18 protein-coding genes are annotated in these 18,972 nt (G+C 56.0%); 1 reads left to right on the plus strand and 17 read right to left on the minus strand.

Annotated elements, in window-relative coordinates; genetic code table 11:
• Nucleotides 1-124: 124 nt before the first annotated feature.
• The 9 genes from rlpA to leuS all read right to left on the minus strand — a co-directional run bounded on the left by rlpA (nt 125) and on the right by leuS (nt 10,096).
• Nucleotides 125-1,210: an endolytic peptidoglycan transglycosylase RlpA gene (gene rlpA, locus OCH02_RS20435; protein WP_261432728.1), complete on the minus strand. Its 1,086-nt coding sequence runs from the start codon at nt 1,208-1,210 to the stop codon at nt 125-127.
• Between the two features lie 10 nt (nt 1,211-1,220).
• Nucleotides 1,221-2,333: a peptidoglycan glycosyltransferase MrdB gene (gene mrdB / locus OCH02_RS20440; protein ID WP_012005638.1), complete on the minus strand. Its 1,113-nt coding sequence runs from the start codon at nt 2,331-2,333 to the stop codon at nt 1,221-1,223.
• 8 nt (nt 2,334-2,341) lie between these two features.
• A complete protein-coding gene (gene mrdA, locus OCH02_RS20445) occupies nt 2,342-4,237 on the minus strand; it encodes a peptidoglycan DD-transpeptidase MrdA (protein WP_153857717.1) in 1,896 nt (631 codons plus the stop codon).
• Between the two features lie 38 nt (nt 4,238-4,275).
• The gene (gene rlmH / locus OCH02_RS20450) at nt 4,276-4,746 is read right to left on the minus strand and encodes a 23S rRNA (pseudouridine(1915)-N(3))-methyltransferase RlmH (RefSeq protein WP_004949595.1); all 471 of its coding nucleotides are present in this window, start codon (nt 4,744-4,746) and stop codon (nt 4,276-4,278) included.
• A 3-nt stretch (nt 4,747-4,749) separates the two neighbouring features.
• Nucleotides 4,750-5,067, minus strand: coding sequence for a ribosome silencing factor (gene rsfS / locus OCH02_RS20455; protein ID WP_012005640.1), 318 nt, complete (start codon nt 5,065-5,067; stop codon nt 4,750-4,752).
• A gap of 188 nt (nt 5,068-5,255) precedes the next feature.
• Nucleotides 5,256-5,918 carry a nicotinate-nucleotide adenylyltransferase gene (nadD, locus tag OCH02_RS20460; protein ID WP_261095560.1) on the minus strand — a complete coding sequence of 221 codons (663 nt, stop codon included), beginning with the start codon at nt 5,916-5,918 and terminating at the stop codon, nt 5,256-5,258.
• On the minus strand, nt 5,908-6,942 hold the full coding sequence (gene holA / locus OCH02_RS20465; RefSeq protein WP_012005642.1) for a DNA polymerase III subunit delta: 1,035 nt from the start codon (nt 6,940-6,942) through the stop codon (nt 5,908-5,910). Before holA ends, nadD begins: the two co-directional genes overlap by 11 nt.
• A complete protein-coding gene (gene lptE / locus OCH02_RS20470; RefSeq protein ID WP_017891912.1) occupies nt 6,939-7,499 on the minus strand; it encodes an LPS assembly lipoprotein LptE in 561 nt (186 codons plus the stop codon). The genes holA and lptE overlap by 4 nt, the downstream gene beginning before the upstream one ends.
• Nucleotides 7,500-7,513: 14 nt before the next feature.
• Nucleotides 7,514-10,096 (minus strand): leucine--tRNA ligase, encoded by a 2,583-nt coding sequence (gene leuS / locus OCH02_RS20475; RefSeq protein WP_261432729.1) that lies wholly within the window; start codon nt 10,094-10,096, stop codon nt 7,514-7,516.
• Nucleotides 10,097-10,429: 333 nt separating this feature from the next.
• On the opposite strand from leuS, the gene OCH02_RS20480 reads away from it, so the two are divergent.
• Nucleotides 10,430-10,912: a zinc ribbon-containing protein gene (locus tag OCH02_RS20480; protein ID WP_261432730.1), complete on the plus strand. Its 483-nt coding sequence runs from the start codon at nt 10,430-10,432 to the stop codon at nt 10,910-10,912.
• Between the two features lie 57 nt (nt 10,913-10,969).
• Here OCH02_RS20480 and OCH02_RS20485 read toward each other — a convergent pair whose 3' ends face one another.
• From OCH02_RS20485 to corC, 8 genes are all read right to left on the minus strand, one after another.
• Nucleotides 10,970-11,668: an FMN-dependent NADH-azoreductase gene (locus OCH02_RS20485; RefSeq protein ID WP_261432731.1), complete on the minus strand. Its 699-nt coding sequence runs from the start codon at nt 11,666-11,668 to the stop codon at nt 10,970-10,972.
• Nucleotides 11,669-11,815: 147 nt separating this feature from the next.
• On the minus strand, nt 11,816-12,748 hold the full coding sequence (rihA, locus tag OCH02_RS20490) for a pyrimidine-specific ribonucleoside hydrolase RihA (RefSeq protein WP_261432732.1): 933 nt from the start codon (nt 12,746-12,748) through the stop codon (nt 11,816-11,818).
• A 111-nt stretch (nt 12,749-12,859) separates the two neighbouring features.
• Complete coding sequence (locus OCH02_RS20495) at nt 12,860-13,585, minus strand: amino acid ABC transporter ATP-binding protein (protein WP_012005648.1); 726 nt, start codon at nt 13,583-13,585, stop codon at nt 12,860-12,862.
• Nucleotides 13,585-14,259, minus strand: coding sequence for a glutamate/aspartate ABC transporter permease GltK (gene gltK / locus OCH02_RS20500; protein ID WP_174353221.1), 675 nt, complete (start codon nt 14,257-14,259; stop codon nt 13,585-13,587). The genes OCH02_RS20495 and gltK overlap by 1 nt, the downstream gene beginning before the upstream one ends.
• Complete coding sequence (locus OCH02_RS20505; protein ID WP_017891917.1) at nt 14,259-14,999, minus strand: amino acid ABC transporter permease; 741 nt, start codon at nt 14,997-14,999, stop codon at nt 14,259-14,261. Before OCH02_RS20505 ends, gltK begins: the two co-directional genes overlap by 1 nt.
• Before the next feature lie 200 nt (nt 15,000-15,199).
• Entirely contained in the window at nt 15,200-16,096 is an 897-nt protein-coding gene (locus OCH02_RS20510) for an amino acid ABC transporter substrate-binding protein (protein WP_261432733.1), read from the minus strand.
• A 406-nt stretch (nt 16,097-16,502) separates the two neighbouring features.
• Entirely contained in the window at nt 16,503-18,032 is a 1,530-nt protein-coding gene (lnt, locus tag OCH02_RS20515; protein WP_261432734.1) for an apolipoprotein N-acyltransferase, read from the minus strand.
• A 7-nt stretch (nt 18,033-18,039) separates the two neighbouring features.
• Nucleotides 18,040-18,918 (minus strand): CNNM family magnesium/cobalt transport protein CorC, encoded by an 879-nt coding sequence (gene corC, locus OCH02_RS20520; RefSeq protein ID WP_012005653.1) that lies wholly within the window; start codon nt 18,916-18,918, stop codon nt 18,040-18,042.
• Between the last annotated feature and the right edge of the window lie 54 nt (nt 18,919-18,972).

Genomic DNA, 18,972 nt, shown 5'->3' on the forward strand with positions numbered 1-18,972 from the left:
AGATGAGATCCCGGCAGGCATTAGCCAATGCTCTGACTAAGCGCGCTTTACCGTCTTTAGCTGAAAGAAAATGTTTCAGTTAAAGAAACGCTAATCAGTCGTGTTCGCCTGCCGGACAGCTGTTTTAAGGTGCGGCGGTGACAAAGGATTGTTGCTGCGCTTCGCTGGCCAGACGCTGCTGCAGTTCGGCGGCCTGCTGACGACTGCTGAACGGGCCGAGCTGTACGCGATAGACGCTGCCGCTGGCGGCCACTTTACCCGGTACGCCAAACTTTTGGCTCAGGCTTTGTTGCCAGCTCTGCGCGCGTTCGGCACTACTCAGTGCGCCGACCTGTACCACATAGCTGCCACCAGCAGAAGCATTGGCGGCAACGGCGGCGGTGGCCGCGACCGGTGCGGCAATGGCTGCGGCACTGACGGCAGGTTCAGGCTCTGAGCCTTCCAGTACGCCGACCGGTACGGCACTTGGCGCCCCCAGGAAACCGCTGCGGCTATTGCCGGTAGTGGTTGCCGGGGCGTTATCGCCGGTATTCAGGCTGCTGTTGTCAATCGGACGTACTGCGGCACCGTTGGGGACCGGGACATCCTGTTGCATTGGGGTTCCCATGCCGCTGGAGCCGAGCTCCGGGCGTGCGGGCAGGGCATAGCTTTGTTTGGCAACGGTAGTACCAATGGTGCCCGGGCCGCTCAGAGTGCCGTCCGGGGCCACGTTGATGAAATCAACCTTGACCCTGGTGTTGTTGGACAGGTTCAGGCGGTCGGCGACGGCTTTCGACAAATCGATAATGCGACCCTGGGTGTAAGGCCCGCGATCGTTAACCCGCACCACCAGTTGGCGGCCATTGGCCAGGTTGGTCACGCGTACGTAGCTTGGGATCGGCAGCGTTGGGTGTGCGGCGGTTAAGCCATTAGGATCGAACTGTTCCCCCAGCGCGGTGGTATTGCCCCGGGCTTCTTCACCGTAGGAGCTGGCCAAACCGGTCTGCGAGAAGTTCTGCGGATCCTTGACGATGCGGTAAGTGTCGCCATTAACCTTATAATCCTGCATGTTATTAGGGTTATAGGGTTCATATTGAGGCTCAACGCCACCGATCTCCACCACGGGGCCGTTATACGGCTGCTGCGGTGGCGCTTGCTGTTCCGTGGTCGGGGCGGTACAGGCGGAAAGTAATACCGCGACAACGCCGACCCAAAGCCATTCCTTACGCATTACTCACCCCTTATAAACTCTTGGACATCATTTTTCGATGCGTGTGGATCGACATGATAATGCCGAACCCAGCCATAAGCACAATCAGCGCCGAACCCCCGTAACTGACCAGAGGCAAAGGTACGCCAACTACCGGCAAAATGCCACTGACCATACCAATGTTAACAAACACATAAACGAACAAAATCAGCATCAGACCGCCGACCATCACCCGACCAAAGGTGGTTTGTGCCTTGGCGGCGATCATCAATCCACGAATGATAACCAGCAGGTACAGCGCCAGCAGCACCAGAACCCCAATCAACCCCAGCTCTTCGGCCAGGACCGCGAAGATAAAGTCCGTATGGCGTTCCGGCAGGAATTCCAACTGTGACTGAGTGCCATGCAGCCAGCCTTTGCCGGACAGGCCGCCTGAGCCAATGGCGATTTTCGACTGAATAATATGGTAACCGGCGCCGAGTGGGTCAGTTTCCGGATCCAGCAGCATCATCACGCGGTCGCGCTGATAGCCGTGCATCAGGAAGAACCACAGCACCGGGATAAAGGCCGCCAGCAGCACGGCGGCTACGGCGATCAGCTTCCAGCTCATGCCGGACAGGAACAGCACGAACAGGCCGGAGGCGGCAATCAGAATCGAAGTCCCCAAATCGGGCTGCGCGGCGACCAGCAGGGTTGGCAGGAAAATCAGCACCAGCGCAATCGCGGTATTCTTTAGCGAAGGCGGGCAGACGTCACGGTTCATAAAGCGCGCCACCATCAGCGGCACGGCGATTTTAGCGATCTCGGACGGCTGGAAACGCACAAAGCCAAGATCCAGCCAACGTTGCGCGCCTTTACTGATCTGGCCGAAAGCGTCTACCAGTATCAGCAGGATCACGCAGAAAATATATAAATACGGTGCCCAGCTTTCATAGACCCGCGGCGGTATTTGCGCCATGACGGCCATTACTATCAGCCCCATGACAATCTGGCCGATCTTGCGCTCCATCATGCCAATATCCTGACCGCTGGCGCTCCACATCACGAACGCGCTGTAGACCAGCAGGGCCAGAATTAATAGCAGGAATGTGGGGTCGATATGGATTTTGGTCCAGATCGAGCCCTTTTGTTGGCTTTCAGTCATGTTCTACCTTAATCACCCTCTACGCCTGGTGGCAGTGGGGCTTCAGATGGTAATTGCGTATTGTTGTCGCCCAGCAAAATATGGTCGAGGATCTGACGGGTGATCGTCCCGACCGCCGGACCGGAGCCGCCGTTTTCCAGAATGATGGCGACCGATACCGTTGGATTGTTGAACGGAGCAAAGGCGGTCATCAACTTATGGTCACGCAGGTGTTCCGCCAGTTTGTGAGCGTTGTAGGTTTCGTAGCCGAATACCTGTGCGGTACCCGATTTCGCAGCGGCTTTGTAAGGTGCATCCGAGAAGTACTTACGCGCCGTCCCGTTCGGACGGTTGGCTACACCATACATGCCGTCTTTGGCAATTTCCCAGAAGCCTGAATGAATATCGCCGATCTGCTTGCTCTCTTCCTGGGTGAAAGGCACCAGCGCACCATTGATTCGGGTGCTCTGCAGCAGGTGCGGCGTTTTGACGTTGCCGTCGTTAATCAGCGTGGTCAGTGCCTTGGCCATCTGGATCGGCGTTGCCGTCCAGTAGCCCTGGCCGATACCCACCGGAATGGTGTCACCCTGATACCAGGGTTTTTTATAGCGTTTGAATTTCCAGTCGCGGGTTGGCATAAGGCCGGAACGTTCTTCGGACAGATCGATACCGGTATATTCGCCGTAACCGAATCGGGTCAGCCAGGTCGACAGGCGATCGATACCCATGTCGTAGGCGACCTGATAGAAGAAGGTATCCGCTGACTCTTCCAGCGCCTTGGTGACGTTCAGGCGGCCGTGACCCCACTTTTTCCAGTCGCGGAAGCGTTTTTCCGAGCCGGGCAATTGCCACCAGCCGGGATCGAACAGGCTGGTGTTTTTGGTGATCACCCCGGCACTGAGCGCCGAGACGGCAATGTACGGTTTAACCGTCGACGCCGGTGGATATAGCCCCTGCGTGGCGCGGTTAATCAGCGGTCGGTTCGGATCGTTGAGCAGGCCCTGATAATCTTTACTGGAGATGCCATCAACGAACAGGTTCGGATCATAGCTGGGGTTAGAGACCATCGCCAAAATGCCGCCGGTCCGCGGATCGCTCACTACCACCGCCGCACGGCTGCCGACCAGCAACTGCTCGATATAGCGTTGCAGGTTGAGATCCAGCGTCAGGTAAACGTCCTGACCGGCGGAAGGGGGTTGTTCATGCAGTTGGCGGATCACCCGGCCGCGGTTGTTGACTTCAACCTCTTCATAGCCGGTTTTGCCATGCAGGGTCTCTTCGTAATAGCGTTCGATGCCCAGCTTGCCGATATCGTGAGTGGCGGCGTAGTTGGCCAGCTTGCCGTCTTTATCCAGACGTTCAACATCGCGGTCGTTGATTTTCGATACGTAGCCGATGACATGGGTCAGAGCGGAGCCATATGGATAGTAGCGACGCTGGTAGCCTTTGACCTCGACGCCGGGAAAGCGGAACTGGTTAACCGCAAAACGTGCCACCTGAACTTCGTTCAGGGCGGTTTTCACCGGAATGGAGACGAAGCGGCGTGAGCGTTTGCGCTCTTTCTCGAAGTTGGTGATGTCGTCATCGGTCAGATCGACCACCGGACGCAGTGCCTGTAGCGTGGCCTTCAGGTCATCGACCTTTTCCGGCATCAGCTCCAGTTGATAAATGGTGCGATTGAGCGCCAGCGGGGTGCCGTTGCGATCGTAGATAATGCCGCGACTGGGCGCGATCGGCACCAGTTTGATGCGGTTTTCGTTGGAGCGGGTACGGTAATCCTCAAAGCGGACGATTTGCAGGTTATACAGATTGGCGATGAGGGTGCCGGTCAGCACCAGGATGACCAGAAACGCCACCAGGGCGCGGCGTACAAACAGGGCGGATTCAGCCGTATAGTCGCGAAAAGGGTTACGTTCTATTTTCATCCCGCTGCTTTATTTCACTCTGTCACGGTTACCACCGGTTATTCCCGGTGGTAAGGATGATTTGTTGTAATACTCCAGGCGCGATAGAGGCTTTCAGCCACCAGGACGCGCACTAAAGGATGCGGCAATGTCAACGGTGAGAGCGACCAACTTTGTTCGGCTGCGGCCTTGCACGCCGGGGCCAGCCCTTCCGGGCCACCAATCAGCAGGCTGACGTTGCGGCCGTCCTGCTTCCAGCGTTCGAGCTGCTGCGCCAGCTGCGGTGTTTCCCACGGCGTACCGGGGATATCCAGCGTGACAATGCGATTGCCTTTGCCTACCGCCGCCAGCATCTGCTCGCCTTCCTTTTCCAGAATGCGTTTGATATCGGCATTCTTGCCGCGCTTGCCCGCCGGGATTTCGGTCAGCTCAAACGGCATATCTTTCGGAAAACGGTGCAGATAATCCATAAAGCCGGTCTGCACCCAGTCTGGCATTTTAGTGCCGACAGCAACCAGTTGCAGTTTCACCGCTTAGCTCCAGAGTTTTTCCAGCTCATACAGACGACGGCTTTCTTCTTGCATCACGTGGACGATCACTTCGCCCAAATCAACCACTATCCAGTCGGAAGCTTCCTGGCCTTTCATGCCATAGAGTTCCATGCCCGCAGAACGGGATTCTTGCACCACGTGGTTGGCGATCGACATCACGTGACGGGTAGAGGTACCGGTGCAGATGATCATGCAATCGGTGATGCTGGATTTACCCTGGACATCCAGAGCGATAATGTCTTGGCCTTTCAGGTCATCAATTTTATCGATGACGAAATCTTGGAGCGCTTTACCTTGCAAAGGTTCCCCCTCGGGAGTGTTCTGTTCATTCGACTGCGGCGGGCAACTGCCCGTTTGGCGGCCTGAATCAATGATAAGTCGGCAGGATGCCGCTGAAAGCCAGCTGGTGACTGCCCGGCCAGCTAAGGTTTCCGGGGTTTTCAGCGAATACCTGAAAAATAGCGGCGCAGTATATCATGCGGCTCTCGCTAGCGATATAAACCCTGTAACTCGATATAGCGCTGTACCGAACGCGGCAACAGGTCGTCACAGTTGAGGCCCTGATGGCGACGCTGGCGGATTTCCGTTGCTGAAATTTCCAGCTGCGGCGTATCGGCCAGATAGATATAGCCCTGTGGCTGCCGGCTGAGCAGCGCGGCATCGGTCACCTGATGCTGTTCCAGCCACTGCTGCAGTTCCGGCGTGTCCATTCGGTCATTGTAGCCCGGACGGGCCAGCACCAGCAGGTGGCAGGTATCCAGCAGCGACTGCCAGCGGTGCCACTTGTGCAGCGTCAGCAGCGAATCCTGGCCAATGATAAACGCCAGCGGCAATGCAGCGCCACGTTCTTTACGAATGGCTTCCAGCGTCTCTATGGTATAGGAGGGTGTGGTACGGTGCAGTTCGCGATCGTCAACCGCAAACAGCGGGTTGCCGGCGATTGCCAGTTCAACCATCTTCAACCGTTGCTGAGCGTTAGCCTCGGGCTGAGGGCGGTGTGGCGGCACATGATTTGGCAACAGCGTCACCCGATTCAGCCCAACTTCTGCCGCCAACGCTTCCACCGGGCGCAGATGGCCGTAATGGATTGGGTCAAAGGTGCCGCCAAACAGGGCGTGCAGGACGGTGGTGCCTTGCGAATTAGTGGGCATCGGAAAAACTCGTGGCCAGAGGTTTGCCGCACAGCAGCATCGACAGGGTTTCCAGTTCCGACCAGACCGACTGGCCGTAATCCTGCTTAAGGGTGATTTCAATCTGCGTCAGCAGATGAACGGCTTGTCGCAGCTGGGCACCGGATAACCGTTGCAATGCCTGGGTGACCAGGTTACGGCGGTTTTGCCAGACCTTGTACTGGTCGAACAGCGTACGCAGCGGCACTGACGCCATACGCCGTTGCAGGTTCAACAATTGCAGCAATTCGCGCTGTAAGGTGCGCAACAGGATCACCGGCTCGACATCTTCCTGCTGCATCTGTTGCAGGATATGCCAGGCCCGTTTGCTTTTCCCCGCCAGCAGGGCGTCCAGCCAATGGAATGGTGTGAAGTGCGCGGCGTCATTGACCGCCAGCTCGACACGCGGCAGCGTGAGCTTGCCATCCGGATGCAACAACGACAGTCGTTCCAGCGCCTGCGACAGCGCCAGCAGGTTGCCTTCGTAGCAGTAACACAGCAACTGATTGGCCGCGTCGTCCAGTTCCAGCTTCATGGTTTTGGCGCGCTGGGCTACCCAGCGGGGTAACTGCGCCTGTTCCGGTGTCTGGCAACTGACGTAAGCGCCATGTGGGCTGAGTGCCTTGAACCATGCGCTGTTTTCCTGGGCTTTGGTGAGGCGTGGCCCACGCAGCATCAGCAAAATATCGTCATGCAGCAGAGCAGCCAGCTTGATCAGCTGTTCGCCTATCGGGGCGGTCGGCCCGTTTTCAGGGAAGATCAGCAACAGCGTCTGACGGCTGGCGAACAGGCTCATCGCCTGACAGATGCTGAAAATGGCGTCCCAGTCGGTGTGGGCATCGAGTGAAATGCTGTAGTGCTCGGTGAACTGGTGCTGCTGTGCCGTTTGGCGGATCAGATCCTGGCTTTCCTGTAACAGCAGTGGTTCATTGCCACTCAATAAATAACAAGCGCGCAGCCCCTCTCGGAGCTGCGCGGCAAGTTGTTCAGGGTAAATACGGATCATTGATCTACGCGACTGGCCGCTTTTTCACCGGCCGCAGCGGCTTTCTGCTGCGTTTCTTCTTCCGCCGCATGCACCGTCAGCAGTTTACGCACCAGTTGCTGGGCGGCCTGCTCACGCATTTCCTGACGAATAATTTCCTGTTCGGAATCTTTTGCCAGTGCGGTTAGCGGGTTATCGAAGAACGAACGGAATACTTTTACGTTCAGCGGATACAGATCGTGACCCGGGATCAACACCTGTGCCTGGACCGTCAGCACCATTTGGTACTCAGCGGTTTTACCGTCCTGGAAGATAGAGGCGGTATCCTGGCTTTCAGTGGCGCCAATGATGCGCAGGGAAGGGAGATCCTTACGTTTTGCATCTTTGACAATGGTCACGTCGCTCAGACGTAATTGCTCACGCACCGAACGGGTCAGCGGCCCATAAGGGTCTGAACTGTCCAGAATCAGCGTTTTCATTTCCGAGGGTACCTGCGTGGTGCCACGCAGGTGAAAACCGCAGCCGGCGGTGACCAGCACCGCCAACCCCAGCAACAGCGTCAGAATACGTTGTCGCACAATTCCTCCTTGTGTTAACCCACAACCAGGTTAAGCAATTTGCCCGGAACATAGATCACTTTACGAACCGTAACCCCGTCCAGATATTTAGCGACCAGATGTTCCTCAGCGGCGCGCGCACGCACCTGTTCTTCGGTTGCATCAGCTGCCACAGTAATTTTAGCGCGGACCTTGCCGTTGACCTGTACTACCACCAGCTTGGAATCTTCGACCATCGCCTGCTCGTCGGCTTGCGGCCAGGCTGCGGTGTCCACATCGCCTTCACCGCCCAACGCCTGCCACAGTGAGAAGCACACGTGCGGGGTGAACGGATACAGCATACGGACCACTGCCAGCAGGGCTTCCTGCAGCAGAGCGCGATCCTGCTCGCTTTCCTGCGGAGCACGGCCCAGCTTGTTCATCAGCTCCATCACGGCGGCAATGGCGGTGTTGAAGGTCTGACGACGGCCGATATCATCGGTCACTTTGGCGATGGTTTTGTGCAGATCGCGGCGCAGCGCTTTCTGGTCTTCCGTCAGCGTTGCTACGTTCAGCGGCTGTACGGCACCTTTTTCCAGGTGTTCGTAGGCCAGTTTCCAGACGCGTTTCAGGAAGCGGTTTGCCCCTTCCACGCCGGATTCTTGCCATTCCAGCGTCATTTCTGCCGGTGAGGCGAACATCATGAACAGACGCACGGTATCCGCACCGTATTTCTCAACCATTACCTGTGGGTCGATGCCGTTGTTTTTCGACTTCGACATTTTGCTCATGCCAGCATAGACCAGTTCACGACCTTGTGGATCGGTGGCTTTGGTAATGCGGCCTTTGTCATCGCGCTCAACGATGGCGTCGGCTGGGGAAACCCAGACGCGTTCGCCGCTGTTGCCGCTGTAATAGAAAGCGTCGGCCAACACCATGCCCTGACACAGCAGGCGTTTTGCCGGCTCGTCGGAATCGACCAGGCCCGCGTCACGCAGCAGCTTGTGGAAGAAACGGAAGTACATCAGGTGCATGATGGCGTGTTCGATACCACCGACATACTGATCCACCGGCAGCCAGTAGTTGGCGGCGGCCGGATCCAGCATGCCCTGGTCGTACTGCGGGCAGGTGTAGCGCGCGTAGTACCAGGAAGACTCCATAAAGGTGTCGAAGGTGTCGGTTTCACGCAGTGCCGGCTGACCGTTAACGGTGGTTTTCGCCCACTCGGGGTCGGCCTTGATCGGGCTGGTGATGCCGTCCATCACTACGTCTTCCGGCAGGATCACCGGCAGTTGGTCTTCCGGGGTTGGCATTACGGTGCCGTCTTCCAGGGTGACCATCGGGATTGGTGCGCCCCAGTAACGTTGACGGGAAACGCCCCAGTCGCGCAGACGGTAGTTGACCTTGCGTTGGCCGACGCCTTTGGCGACCAGTTTGTCGGCAATGGCGTTGAAACCGTCCTGGTGGTCCAAACCGTCAAACTCGCCGGAGTTGAACAGCGTGCCTTTCTCTGTCATCGCTTCTGCCTGGACATCCGGCTGGCTGCCGTCCAGCGCCAGCACTACCGGTTTGATCGGCAAACCGTATTTGGTGGCGAATTCCCAGTCACGCTGGTCGTGAGCCGGAACGGCCATTACCGCGCCGGTGCCGTATTCCATCAGCACGAAGTTGGCGACCCAAACCGGCACTTGCTCGCCGGACAGCGGGTGGATGGCGAACAGGCCGGTCGGCATGCCTTTCTTCTCCATCGTTGCCATTTCGGCTTCGGCCACTTTGGTGTTGCGGCATTCTTCGATAAACTCAGCCAGCGCCGGGTTGTTCACCGCGCCTTGTTGCGCCAATGGATGACCCGCGGCAACGGCCACGTAGGTCGCACCCATAAAGGTGTCTGGACGGGTGGTGTAAACGGTCAGTTTCTCGTCGCTGCCCGCCACGTCAAAGGTGATATCCACCCCTTCGGAACGGCCAATCCAGTTACGCTGCATGGTTTTCACCTGCTCTGGCCAGCTTTCCAGCGTATCGAGGTCGTTCAGCAGTTGATCGGCGTAATCGGTGATTTTGATAAACCACTGTGGGATCTCTTTACGCTCAACCTTGGTGTCACAGCGCCAGCAGCAGCCGTCGATAACCTGTTCGTTGGCCAGCACGGTCAAATCGTGTGGGCACCAGTTGACCGCAGAGGTCTTCTTGTAGACCAGGCCTTTTTCATACAGCTTGGTGAAGAACCACTGTTCCCAACGGTAGTAATCCGGATCGCAGGTGGCGATCTCGCGATCCCAGTCGTAGCCGAAGCCCAGCAGTTTTAGCTGGTTCTTCATATATTCGATATTGTCGTAGGTCCACGGAGCCGGAGCGGTGTTGTTTTTTACCGCGGCACCTTCCGCCGGCAGGCCGAACGCATCCCAGCCGATCGGCTGTAGTACGTTTTTGCCTAGCATGCGCTGATAGCGCGAGATCACGTCGCCGATAGTGTAGTTACGAACGTGCCCCATGTGCAGACGGCCTGATGGGTATGGCAGCATGGATAGGCAGTAATACTTTTCCTTGCTTGCATCTTCGGTAACCTTGAAAGTCTGCTTCTCTTGCCAGTGAAGCTGTACGTTCGATTCTATGTCTTCTGGACGGTATTGCTCTTGCATGGCGGCTGGTGGTCCTGTAGGTGTAAAACAGCTACATCCGTAGCATTCTGTTGAGTACTTATAGATCCGCATAGCATAGCTGATAAGACCTCTCGGCAACAACACCAAGCGCCCGACTCGGCGTATTTAAAAAATCTCCGCCATGATATGACTCACATCTTGAGGATCCCATGCGTTGCCAAGTGACATCAGCAATTTACCGCTAAAATGATAAGAGCTACTTTATTCCCATCATCTTTCAAGCCGCAGCCAGGTGCCTAGCTGCAACTTGAAAGCTTAAGTTATAGGGTATGGGAGGAAAGCCCTGTCACGTAAGTTCACCGAGGAGAGATTATGAACAAGGTTGCTCAGTACTACCGCGAATTGGTGGCATCTCTGACCGAACGCCTGAAAAATGGCGAACGTGATATTGATTCACTGGTGGCGAGCGCTGAAAAACGGCTGAACGACGCCGGTGAGCTGACGCGCGATGAAGTGGAGCAGGTGACCCTGGCGGTAAGGCGCGATCTGGAAGAGTTTGCGCGCAGTTACCAGGAAAGCCGGGAAGAATTTACCGACAGCGTTTTTATGCGGGTGATTAAAGAGAGCCTGTGGCAGGAACTGGCGGACATTACCGACAAAACCCAATTGGAATGGCGCGAAGTTTTCAAAGACGTCAGTCACCATGGCGTTTACCACAGCGGTGAGGTGGTCGGGTTGGGGAATCTGGTGTGCGAGCAGTGTCATCATCATTTGGCGTTTTACACGCCGGAAGTGTTGCCGCTATGCCCGAAATGCGGCCATGACCAGTTTCAGCGTCGGCCTTTCGAACCTTGAGTTTCCCGCACCCTGGCCTTTTCCCGAGTGGAAAGGGCCGGGGCAGGGAGGTCGTCATTAACCGAACAGCTTTTTCATCAGGCTACTGAGGAAACCGCCGCCGGCCGGCGCTGTGGTCAGTTCAGGTTGGCGAGCGGGGGCGGTATATACTGCCGCAGGCACTTTCTGTGCTACCGCTATCTGGCTGTCCTGCGTTGCTTTTTCTGCTGCTTCCGGCCCGTAAGCAAAACCTTCCGCCAACACGAACTCCACGTCAGTAATTCCGATAAACCCTAAGAACAGCTTCAGGTAAGGCGTGATCAGATCGGTTGGTGTATCAGCATGGATACCGCCGCGGCTGGAGATCACAATCGCTTTTTTACCGGTGACCAGACCTTCGGAACCCTCGGAGGTATAACGGAAGGTTTGGCCGGCACGCGCGACCAGGTCGAAATAGATTTTCAACTGGGTCGGGATATTGAAGTTGTACATTGGGGCGCTGATGATAATGGTGTCGTGCGACTTCAATTCGGCAATCAGCTCATCGGACAGCGCCAACGTCTTTTGCTGATGTGGCGTTAAGGGTTTATCGCCGGCGCTAAAGCCGCCAATCACTTCACCATCGAGCTCCGGCAGGGTTGGGTTGGCCAGGTCGCGGAAGGTAAAGCTGTCGCTTGGGTGTGCTTCACGCCACTGTTGAACAAAAAAATCGACTAATTTTCCAGACTGGGAGTAATCGCCCAGGATACTTGATTTCAGGACCAGTATACGACTCATGCGGATATCTCCAGGCTTACTCTAAGGTTGTCAGCGTTTGCTGTGCGTTTAAAGCATCTTAGAGGCAAGCCTGGGCCAGTGATAGCGTAAAAATTCGCTGAGTTAAATCAAAAAAACTGAATATTGACCATGCCCGAGTTTCGGCTGTCAATAACGTGCGACGCGTTCAGCCAGCAGATTGATAAACCCTTCACGATCGATATCGGTCAGCACTTCCACGTTGGCCGCTTTGCCATTTTGCCCAAAGATATCCACCACCGTCATCCCCTGGGTGTACTCCCCTTTGGTTTCTACACCGACCCAGCGTTCGATACTGCCAAACAGCTGTGGTGCCAGCAGCCAGGCGATGGTGCAGGGGTCGTGCATTGCGGCACCGGGTAACCCGCGCGGGTGGCTGAGATACAGTGGCAGGTAGAAGTCGAGCATTTCTGCTACTGCCCGCGCTACCGGATTGTCAATCTGGCGGATTCGTTCGATATCCTGTGGTAGCACCAGCGCCTGATGGGTGACGTTCAGGCCTGCCATGGTCAGTGGTACGCCGGATTTGAGTACCATTTCGGCGGCTTCCGGATCGACGAAAATATTAAACTCCGCCACCGGGGTGGTGTTACCGGCGTTCATGCCACCGCCCATAAAGACGATACGCTCGATGTTGCCTTTTAGCTCAGGGTGTTGAGCCAGCAGCAGGGCGATATTGGTCATCGGACCGGTAACCACCAGCGTTATGGGCTCCGCGCTGCTGCGCAGCAGGCTGGCGATCAGTTCGACGGCGCTTTGTTTGACCGGATTGATGGTGGGCGTTGGCAGATGGGTATTGCCCATGCCGGTTTTGCCATGCACATAGTCGGCAATCACCAGCTCACGCATTAGCGGGGCCGCGGCACCGGCGGCGACAGGAATGTCTTCGCGTTTCATCAGCGTCAGCAGGCCGAGTGCGTTATGCAGGGTTTTCTCCGGCGTCTGGTTACCGGCGGAGGTCGTAATGGCTTTCACTTCAAGTTCCGGTGAACTCAGTGCCATGGCAAGGGCAATGGCGTCGTCGAGGCCGGGATCGCAATCGATAATGATAGGGCGAGGCATAGAGATCTCCTTGTAGTTGTGTTCCGAGCATCAGATCAAAACCAGGGAGAAACAAGCGCTTTTAGTGCCGGGAGAGGGGAGATGCGCCCCGAATGGAGCGCATCAGATAAATCAGTGCAGGATTTTTGCCAGGAAGTCTTTGGCACGCTCTGACTCGGGGTTGTTGAAGAAGTCGTCTTTATTGCGGTCTTCGACAATTTTTCCTTCGTCCATAAAGATCACCCGGTTGGCTACCTTGCGGGCAAAGCCCATTTCGTGGGTCACCACCATCATGGTCATGCCTTCGTTCGCCAGTTCGACCATAACGTCGAGCACTTCGTTGATCATTTCCGGATCGAGCGCCGAGGTGGGTTCATCGAACAGCATGGCGATAGGATCCATGCACAGCGCACGGGCGATAGCCACACGCTGCTGCTGGCCACCGGAAAGCTGTCCGGGGAACTTGTTGGCATGAGCGGTCAGGCCGACGCGCTCCAGCAACTTCAGGCCTTTCTCACGGGAGGCGGCTTTATCGCGCTTGAGCACTTTTACCTGCGCCAGCGTCAGGTTGTCGATGATCGACAGGTGTGGGAACAGCTCAAAGTGCTGGAACACCATGCCGACCTTGGAACGCAGCTGCGCCAGATTGGTTTTCTTGTTGTTGACCGGGGTACCGTTCACCAGGATATCGCCCTGCTGGATTGGCTCCAGGCCGTTAACGGTTTTGATCAGGGTAGACTTGCCTGAGCCTGAAGGACCGCAGACGACCACCACCTCGCCTTTTTTTACTTCGGTGGTGCAATCGGTCAGAACCTGAAAGTGACCGTACCACTTAGAAACATTTTTCAGGGATATCATCAAACAGTCCTTTTCTTCAAATAGCTTACCAGCGCCGAGGCGGCGAGACTGATAACAAAGTAGACAAAGCCGGCGAACAGGATCATTTCAACCTGGGTGCCGTCGCGCTCGCCGATGGTTGAGGCGGTACGGAAGAAGTCAGCCAGGCTCAGTACGTAGACCAGAGAAGTATCCTGGAACAGTACGATGCCCTGAGTCAGCAGCAGTGGCACCATGGCGCGGAACGCCTGCGGCAAAATAACCAGTTTCATTGACTGCCAGTGGCTCATGCCCAGCGCCAGTGCGGCGGAAGACTGGCCGCGCGAGATGCTGATAATACCGGCGCGGATGATTTCCGAGTAATAGGCCGCTTCAAACAGGGAAAAGGCTACCATAGCCGAGATCAGGCGAATATCGGTTTTCGGCGACAGCCCCAGAACCTTTTGCAATAAGCTTGGAACTACCAGATAGAACCACAGCAGAACCATTACCAGCGGCACCGAACGGAACAGGTTGACGTACAGCGCGGCAAACCAACTGATGGGCTTGAATGGCGACAGACGCATGACGGCCAGAATGGTGCCCCAGAGGATACCAAAGACAATGGCGGTCACGGTGATCTTCAGCGTGATCAACAAACCTTGCAGCAGGTAAGGGAAGCTTGGGACAATTGATGCCCAGTCAAATTCGTACATTATTTACTCCCCAGATTGCCGGGCAACTGCACTTTTCGCTCTACCAGTCGCATAAACAGCATGATCACCGCGTTGATGGCGATATAAGCCAGCGTAATCGCGGTAAAGGATTCATAGGCGTGCGCCGAGTAATCCAGCAGTTTGCCGGCCTGCGCAGCCATGTCGACCAGCCCGATGGTGGAAGCGATGGCGGAGTTTTTAACCAGGTTAAGCATTTCCGAGGTCATCGGCGGCACAATCACCCGATAAGCGTTCGGCAACAGCACGTAGCGATAGGTTTGCGGCAGCGTCAGGCCCATCGCCAGTCCGGCGGCTCTCTGACCGCGTGGCAGTGACTGAATGGCAGCGCGTACCTGTTCGCATACGCGAGCGGCGGTAAACAACCCCAGGCACAGCATCGAGGAAACGAAGAACTGCACGTTAGGATCGAGTTCGGTTTTGAACCACATGCCGATATTGGCCGGCAGCAGTTCCGGGATCACCAGATACCAGGTAAAGAATTGCACGATCAGCGGCACGTTACGGAACAGCTCGACGTAACAGGTGCCGAGGGTGGAAAGAAAGCGGTTGGGTACGGTACGCAAAATACCGAATAGCGAACCGACAAAGAAAGCGATAATCCATGCACAGACGGAGAGGGCTACCGTGACCTGAAAGCCGGACCAAATCCAGCCGAGGTAAGTGGTATTCCCAAACGGGGCCTGCTGCAGGAAGATACCCCAGTTCCAATCTATTGACATAACAAACTCCGTTAAGCGGGCGCAGAGCGCCTAAAGATTGATGACTTTTTCCGCGTCGATAGCACCGCGGCCAGTCGGGCTGACCTGTCTGTGCGGGCATCGGTGGTGCGTTAAGGGGAAAATGCGGGAGGGGAACGGCCCCCCGCACTCCTGTCTGTCCCAGTCATCAACAGAGCCAGGTTGGCCTGGCGCCTGTTTTATTAGTTCAGTGCTTTGTCGTTAGGCTCTTTGAACAGCTGCTTCATGTCGTCTGACAGTTCGAAGTTCATGTTGAGGTTCTTCGGTGGGATTGGCTGTTTGAACCACTTATCAAACCATTTTGCCGCTTCGCCAGAAGTCTGGGCCTGAGCGATGGTGTCATCGACCAGTTTTTTGAACTCAGGATCCTCTTTACGCAGCATACAGCCGTAGGCTTCTTTCGACTGCGGCGTGCCGATGATTTCCCATTGGTCCGGCTTCTTGGCTTTCGCACGTTCACCGGCCAGCAGGGCGTCATCCATCATAAAGGCCACTGCGCGGCCACTTTCCAGGGTGCGGAATGAATCACCGTGGTCTTTGGCGCTGATGATGCGCATGTTCATTTTGCCGCTGTCGTTGAGTTTATTGAGCAGCACTTCCGAAGTGGTGCCGGAGGTGACTACGACCGGTTTGCCTGCCAAATCTTTGAAATCTTTAACGTCAGAGCCTTTTTTCACCAGCAGGCGGGTACCGACCACGAAGATGGTGTCGGAGAAGGCGGCCTGTTTCTGACGTTCAAGGTTGTTGGTGGTCGAGCCGCACTCGAAGTCAAAGGTACCGTTTTGCAGCAGTGGAATACGGTTCTGCGAGGTGATCGGCAGCATTTTGACCTGCAGATTCGGGGCGTTCAGTTTTTTCTTAACTGCTTCAACGATTTGGTTGGAATAGTCCTGGGAGTAGCCCACCACTTTCTGCTGGTTGTCGTAGTAGGAGAACGGCACTGACGATTCGCGGTGGCCGACAACGATCACGCCGTTGTCTTTGATTTTCTTCAGCGTACCGGTCAGTTCTTCCGCATGGGCTACGTTAGCCGCCGTACCGATCAGCAGTAACGATAACGCCAATTTACGCATTTGCATGGTCCAACTCCTTTGCTGTTGTGGTGGCTCAAATACAAAGAGCATCAGATTCTAAATGGAGATTTATTGCTCAAGTATAAAGATAGTCTTAGAACAGATAACCGTTAGAAAATAGCCGATTGTGAACAGATTGAAACTAAAATGTTTCTTTTTTTGAGACGCCACGCGCACCAAATTAATGCAACAAAACTCCAGTGCACCCTTATGGTGCCAGTGATGCTCTCGGGTTGTGCACAGATACGACGAAACGTCAGCAAAAGTAAATCGGCTCTAAATCACAAAGTAATTAAAGCAAGGAGTGTGCCAGAAGCGTTGATTTTCGTATGGTTTATACCCGTCGCTTGAAATTTATAGGGTATATCACGAGTCATTGAACGGGGCGTGGCGATGGCCGCGCCCCGGGGGATTATTTACGACGCAGGCCGAGGACCAGCGCCAGACCGCCGAGCAGTAAGGTGATTATCCACAATGGCGTGGCACCAAAGCGGGCATAAGGCGTAGTGCCGGTGGTGGGGGGCATTTTCACCTCCAGCACCTTGCGAGTGAACTGCGGGATTTCCGCAATCACTTCACCGTTAGCATCCACTGCGGCTGTCACGCCATTATTGGTGCTGCGCAACAGAGGTCTGCCCAACTCAAGTGCACGCATCCGTGCCATCTGGAAGTGTTGCCACGGGCCGATGGAATGACCGAACCAGGCATCGTTGGAGATGGTCAGCAGGAAGTTGGTGTCCGGGCGGAAGTTATCGCGTACCTGCTGACCGAGGACAATTTCATAACAGATCGCCGCCGTCAGGTTATAGCCCTTCACGCTGAGCTGTGGCTGGACGTAATCGCCACGGCTGAAAGAGGACATCGGCAGGTCGAAGAAAGGGGCCAGTGGGCGAAGCAGGGTTTCCAACGGCACAAACTCGCCGAACGGTACCAGATGGTGCTTGTTGTAGCGGTCTTTGGCCGGATACACGTATGGCGTCGGTTCACCCAACACGATGGCGCTGTTGTAGATTTGCTGGCCCTGCGGAGTGGCGCGCACGTCAACAATGCCGGTGATCAGGCTACTGTTTTTGGCACGCATCAGGTCGTCCATCATGGTCAGGAAGCCGTTCTGGCTGGCTTCATAATCCGGGATGGCGGACTCCGGCCAAATGATGATCGGCGCTTTGCCCATATATGGACGGGTTTCATCCAGATAGGTTTGCAGCGTACTGACCAGCGCTTTCGGGTCCCACTTCATCGACTGAGCGATATTGCCCTGCACCATAGCGACGTTGACCGCCTTGTCCGGCTGCGGGGTATACCAGTGCAGCTGGCGCAGCGGCCACGGCAACAGCAGTAGCGCAACCGCCACCACCGCCGGCGTGATGCGGCGTTGACTGACGGCGTATACCAGCAACCCGGCAATCGCCATCAGCATAAAGGTGATGGTATCCACCCCCAGCAGCGGCGCCACGCCTTTCAGCGGGCCGTTGATTTGGCTGTAGCCAAACTGCAGCCACGGGAAGCCGGTCAGCACCCAGCCGCGTAAAAACTCGGTGACCTGCCACAGTACCGGTGCGGCAATGGCCAGACGATACCAGCTGGTGGTAGGCCAAAGGCGTGCCAGCAAGCCGGCGAACAGCCCGGTATACAGCGACAAATAGGCGGCGAGCAGTGCCACCAGGAAGATATTGACGGAGAACGGCATGCCACCGAAGTCGGCGATACTGACGTAAACCCAGTTGATCCCGGTACCAAACAGGCCAAAGCCCCAGCAGAAGCCGAGCAGGGCGGACTGTTTGGTGGTGCGGTTCAGGGTAACGGCCAGCAGGCCAAACAGGGAGACAATGGCCGCCGGCCAAATGTCGTAAGGGGAAAATGCCAGCGTGCCACTGGCACCCGTCAACAGCGCCAGCAGGGCGCGAACCCACTGGCGATCAAGGTAAGAGGCTTTAGCCATGTTCGATTTATTCTTCCAGTTTCGGTTGCGGAGAATCGTCCGGAATTTTTACATGAACCTGGATGATACGTCGACTGTCTGCCATCGCAACTTTAAATAGGTAACCTTCGATTTCAATGGTTTCCCCACGTGCAGGCAGGTGGCCGAAGGCTTGCATGACCAGGCCACCGATGGTGTCGACCTCGTCGTCGCTGAAGTGGGTGCCAAAGGCTTCGTTGAAGTCTTCAATCGGCGCCAGTGCGCGCACGGTATACATATGACGGCTGAGCTGGCGGATGTCCAGGTCGTCCTCGTCGTCATACTCGTCTTCAATTTCGCCGACAATCAGTTCCAGAATGTCTTCGATAGTGACCAGGCCGGACACGCCGCCGAATTCGTCAATGACAATCGCCATGTGATAACGCTGGGAGCGAAACTCCTTCAGCATCCGGTCGACCCGCTTGCTTTCCGGCACCACTACCGCGGTGCGCAGCACCTTGTCGATGCTGAATTCCTCGGACTCTGCGCGCATAAACGGCAGCAGATCCTTGGCCATCAGAATGCCTTCGATGTGATCTTTATCTTCGCTGATCACCGGGAAGCGCGAGTGGGCGGATTCGATAATCACGTCCAGGCACTCTTCCAGCGTTTGGTTACGCTTGAGCGTCACCATCTGGGAGCGCGGGATCATGATGTCGCGCACGCGCTGCTCGGCGATATCCATCACGCCTTCCAGCATGTCTCGGGTATCGGGATCGATCAGATCGTTTTGCTCGGAATCACGGATCAGCTCTACCAGATCGCCACGGTTTTTAGGTTCGCCGTGGAACAGCTGGTTAAGGATAAGAGTAAAGAACCCCTTCTTGGGACTGGGGCTGTCATTGCTTTGTGAATGGTCGTCGCTCATGGCGTTTTAGTTAATATCACTCATGTCAGAGTTAGGGGAGTCAGCGACAGCCCC

The sequence above is a fragment of the Serratia quinivorans genome, assembly GCF_946227985.1.
GTDB classification, from domain to species: Bacteria; Pseudomonadota; Gammaproteobacteria; order Enterobacterales; family Enterobacteriaceae; genus Serratia; species Serratia quinivorans_A.

Bases quoted from the DNA above. Each gene is read 5' to 3' on its own strand.
- rihA (WP_261432732.1), bottom strand. From the start codon at position 12,748: ATGCCTCGCCCTATCATTATCGATTGCGATCCCGGCCTCGACGACGCC.
- OCH02_RS20495 (WP_012005648.1), bottom strand. From the start codon at position 13,585: ATGATATCCCTGAAAAATGTTTCTAAGTGGTACGGTCACTTTCAGGTT.
- corC (WP_012005653.1), bottom strand. From the start codon at position 18,918: ATGAGCGACGACCATTCACAAAGCAATGACAGCCCCAGTCCCAAGAAG.
- holA (WP_012005642.1), bottom strand. From the start codon at position 6,942: ATGATCCGTATTTACCCTGAACAACTTGCCGCGCAGCTCCGAGAGGGG.
- lnt (WP_261432734.1), bottom strand. From the start codon at position 18,032: ATGGCTAAAGCCTCTTACCTTGATCGCCAGTGGGTTCGCGCCCTGCTG.
- gltK (WP_174353221.1), bottom strand. From the start codon at position 14,259: ATGTACGAATTTGACTGGGCATCAATTGTCCCAAGCTTCCCTTACCTG.
- OCH02_RS20485 (WP_261432731.1), bottom strand. From the start codon at position 11,668: ATGAGTCGTATACTGGTCCTGAAATCAAGTATCCTGGGCGATTACTCC.
- nadD (WP_261095560.1), bottom strand. From the start codon at position 5,918: ATGCCCACTAATTCGCAAGGCACCACCGTCCTGCACGCCCTGTTTGGC.
- mrdB (WP_012005638.1), bottom strand. From the start codon at position 2,333: ATGACTGAAAGCCAACAAAAGGGCTCGATCTGGACCAAAATCCATATC.
- rlpA (WP_261432728.1), bottom strand. From the start codon at position 1,210: ATGCGTAAGGAATGGCTTTGGGTCGGCGTTGTCGCGGTATTACTTTCC.
- OCH02_RS20510 (WP_261432733.1), bottom strand. From the start codon at position 16,096: ATGCAAATGCGTAAATTGGCGTTATCGTTACTGCTGATCGGTACGGCG.
- OCH02_RS20480 (WP_261432730.1), top strand. From the start codon at position 10,430: ATGAACAAGGTTGCTCAGTACTACCGCGAATTGGTGGCATCTCTGACC.
- leuS (WP_261432729.1), bottom strand. From the start codon at position 10,096: ATGCAAGAGCAATACCGTCCAGAAGACATAGAATCGAACGTACAGCTT.
- OCH02_RS20505 (WP_017891917.1), bottom strand. From the start codon at position 14,999: ATGTCAATAGATTGGAACTGGGGTATCTTCCTGCAGCAGGCCCCGTTT.
- mrdA (WP_153857717.1), bottom strand. From the start codon at position 4,237: ATGAAAATAGAACGTAACCCTTTTCGCGACTATACGGCTGAATCCGCC.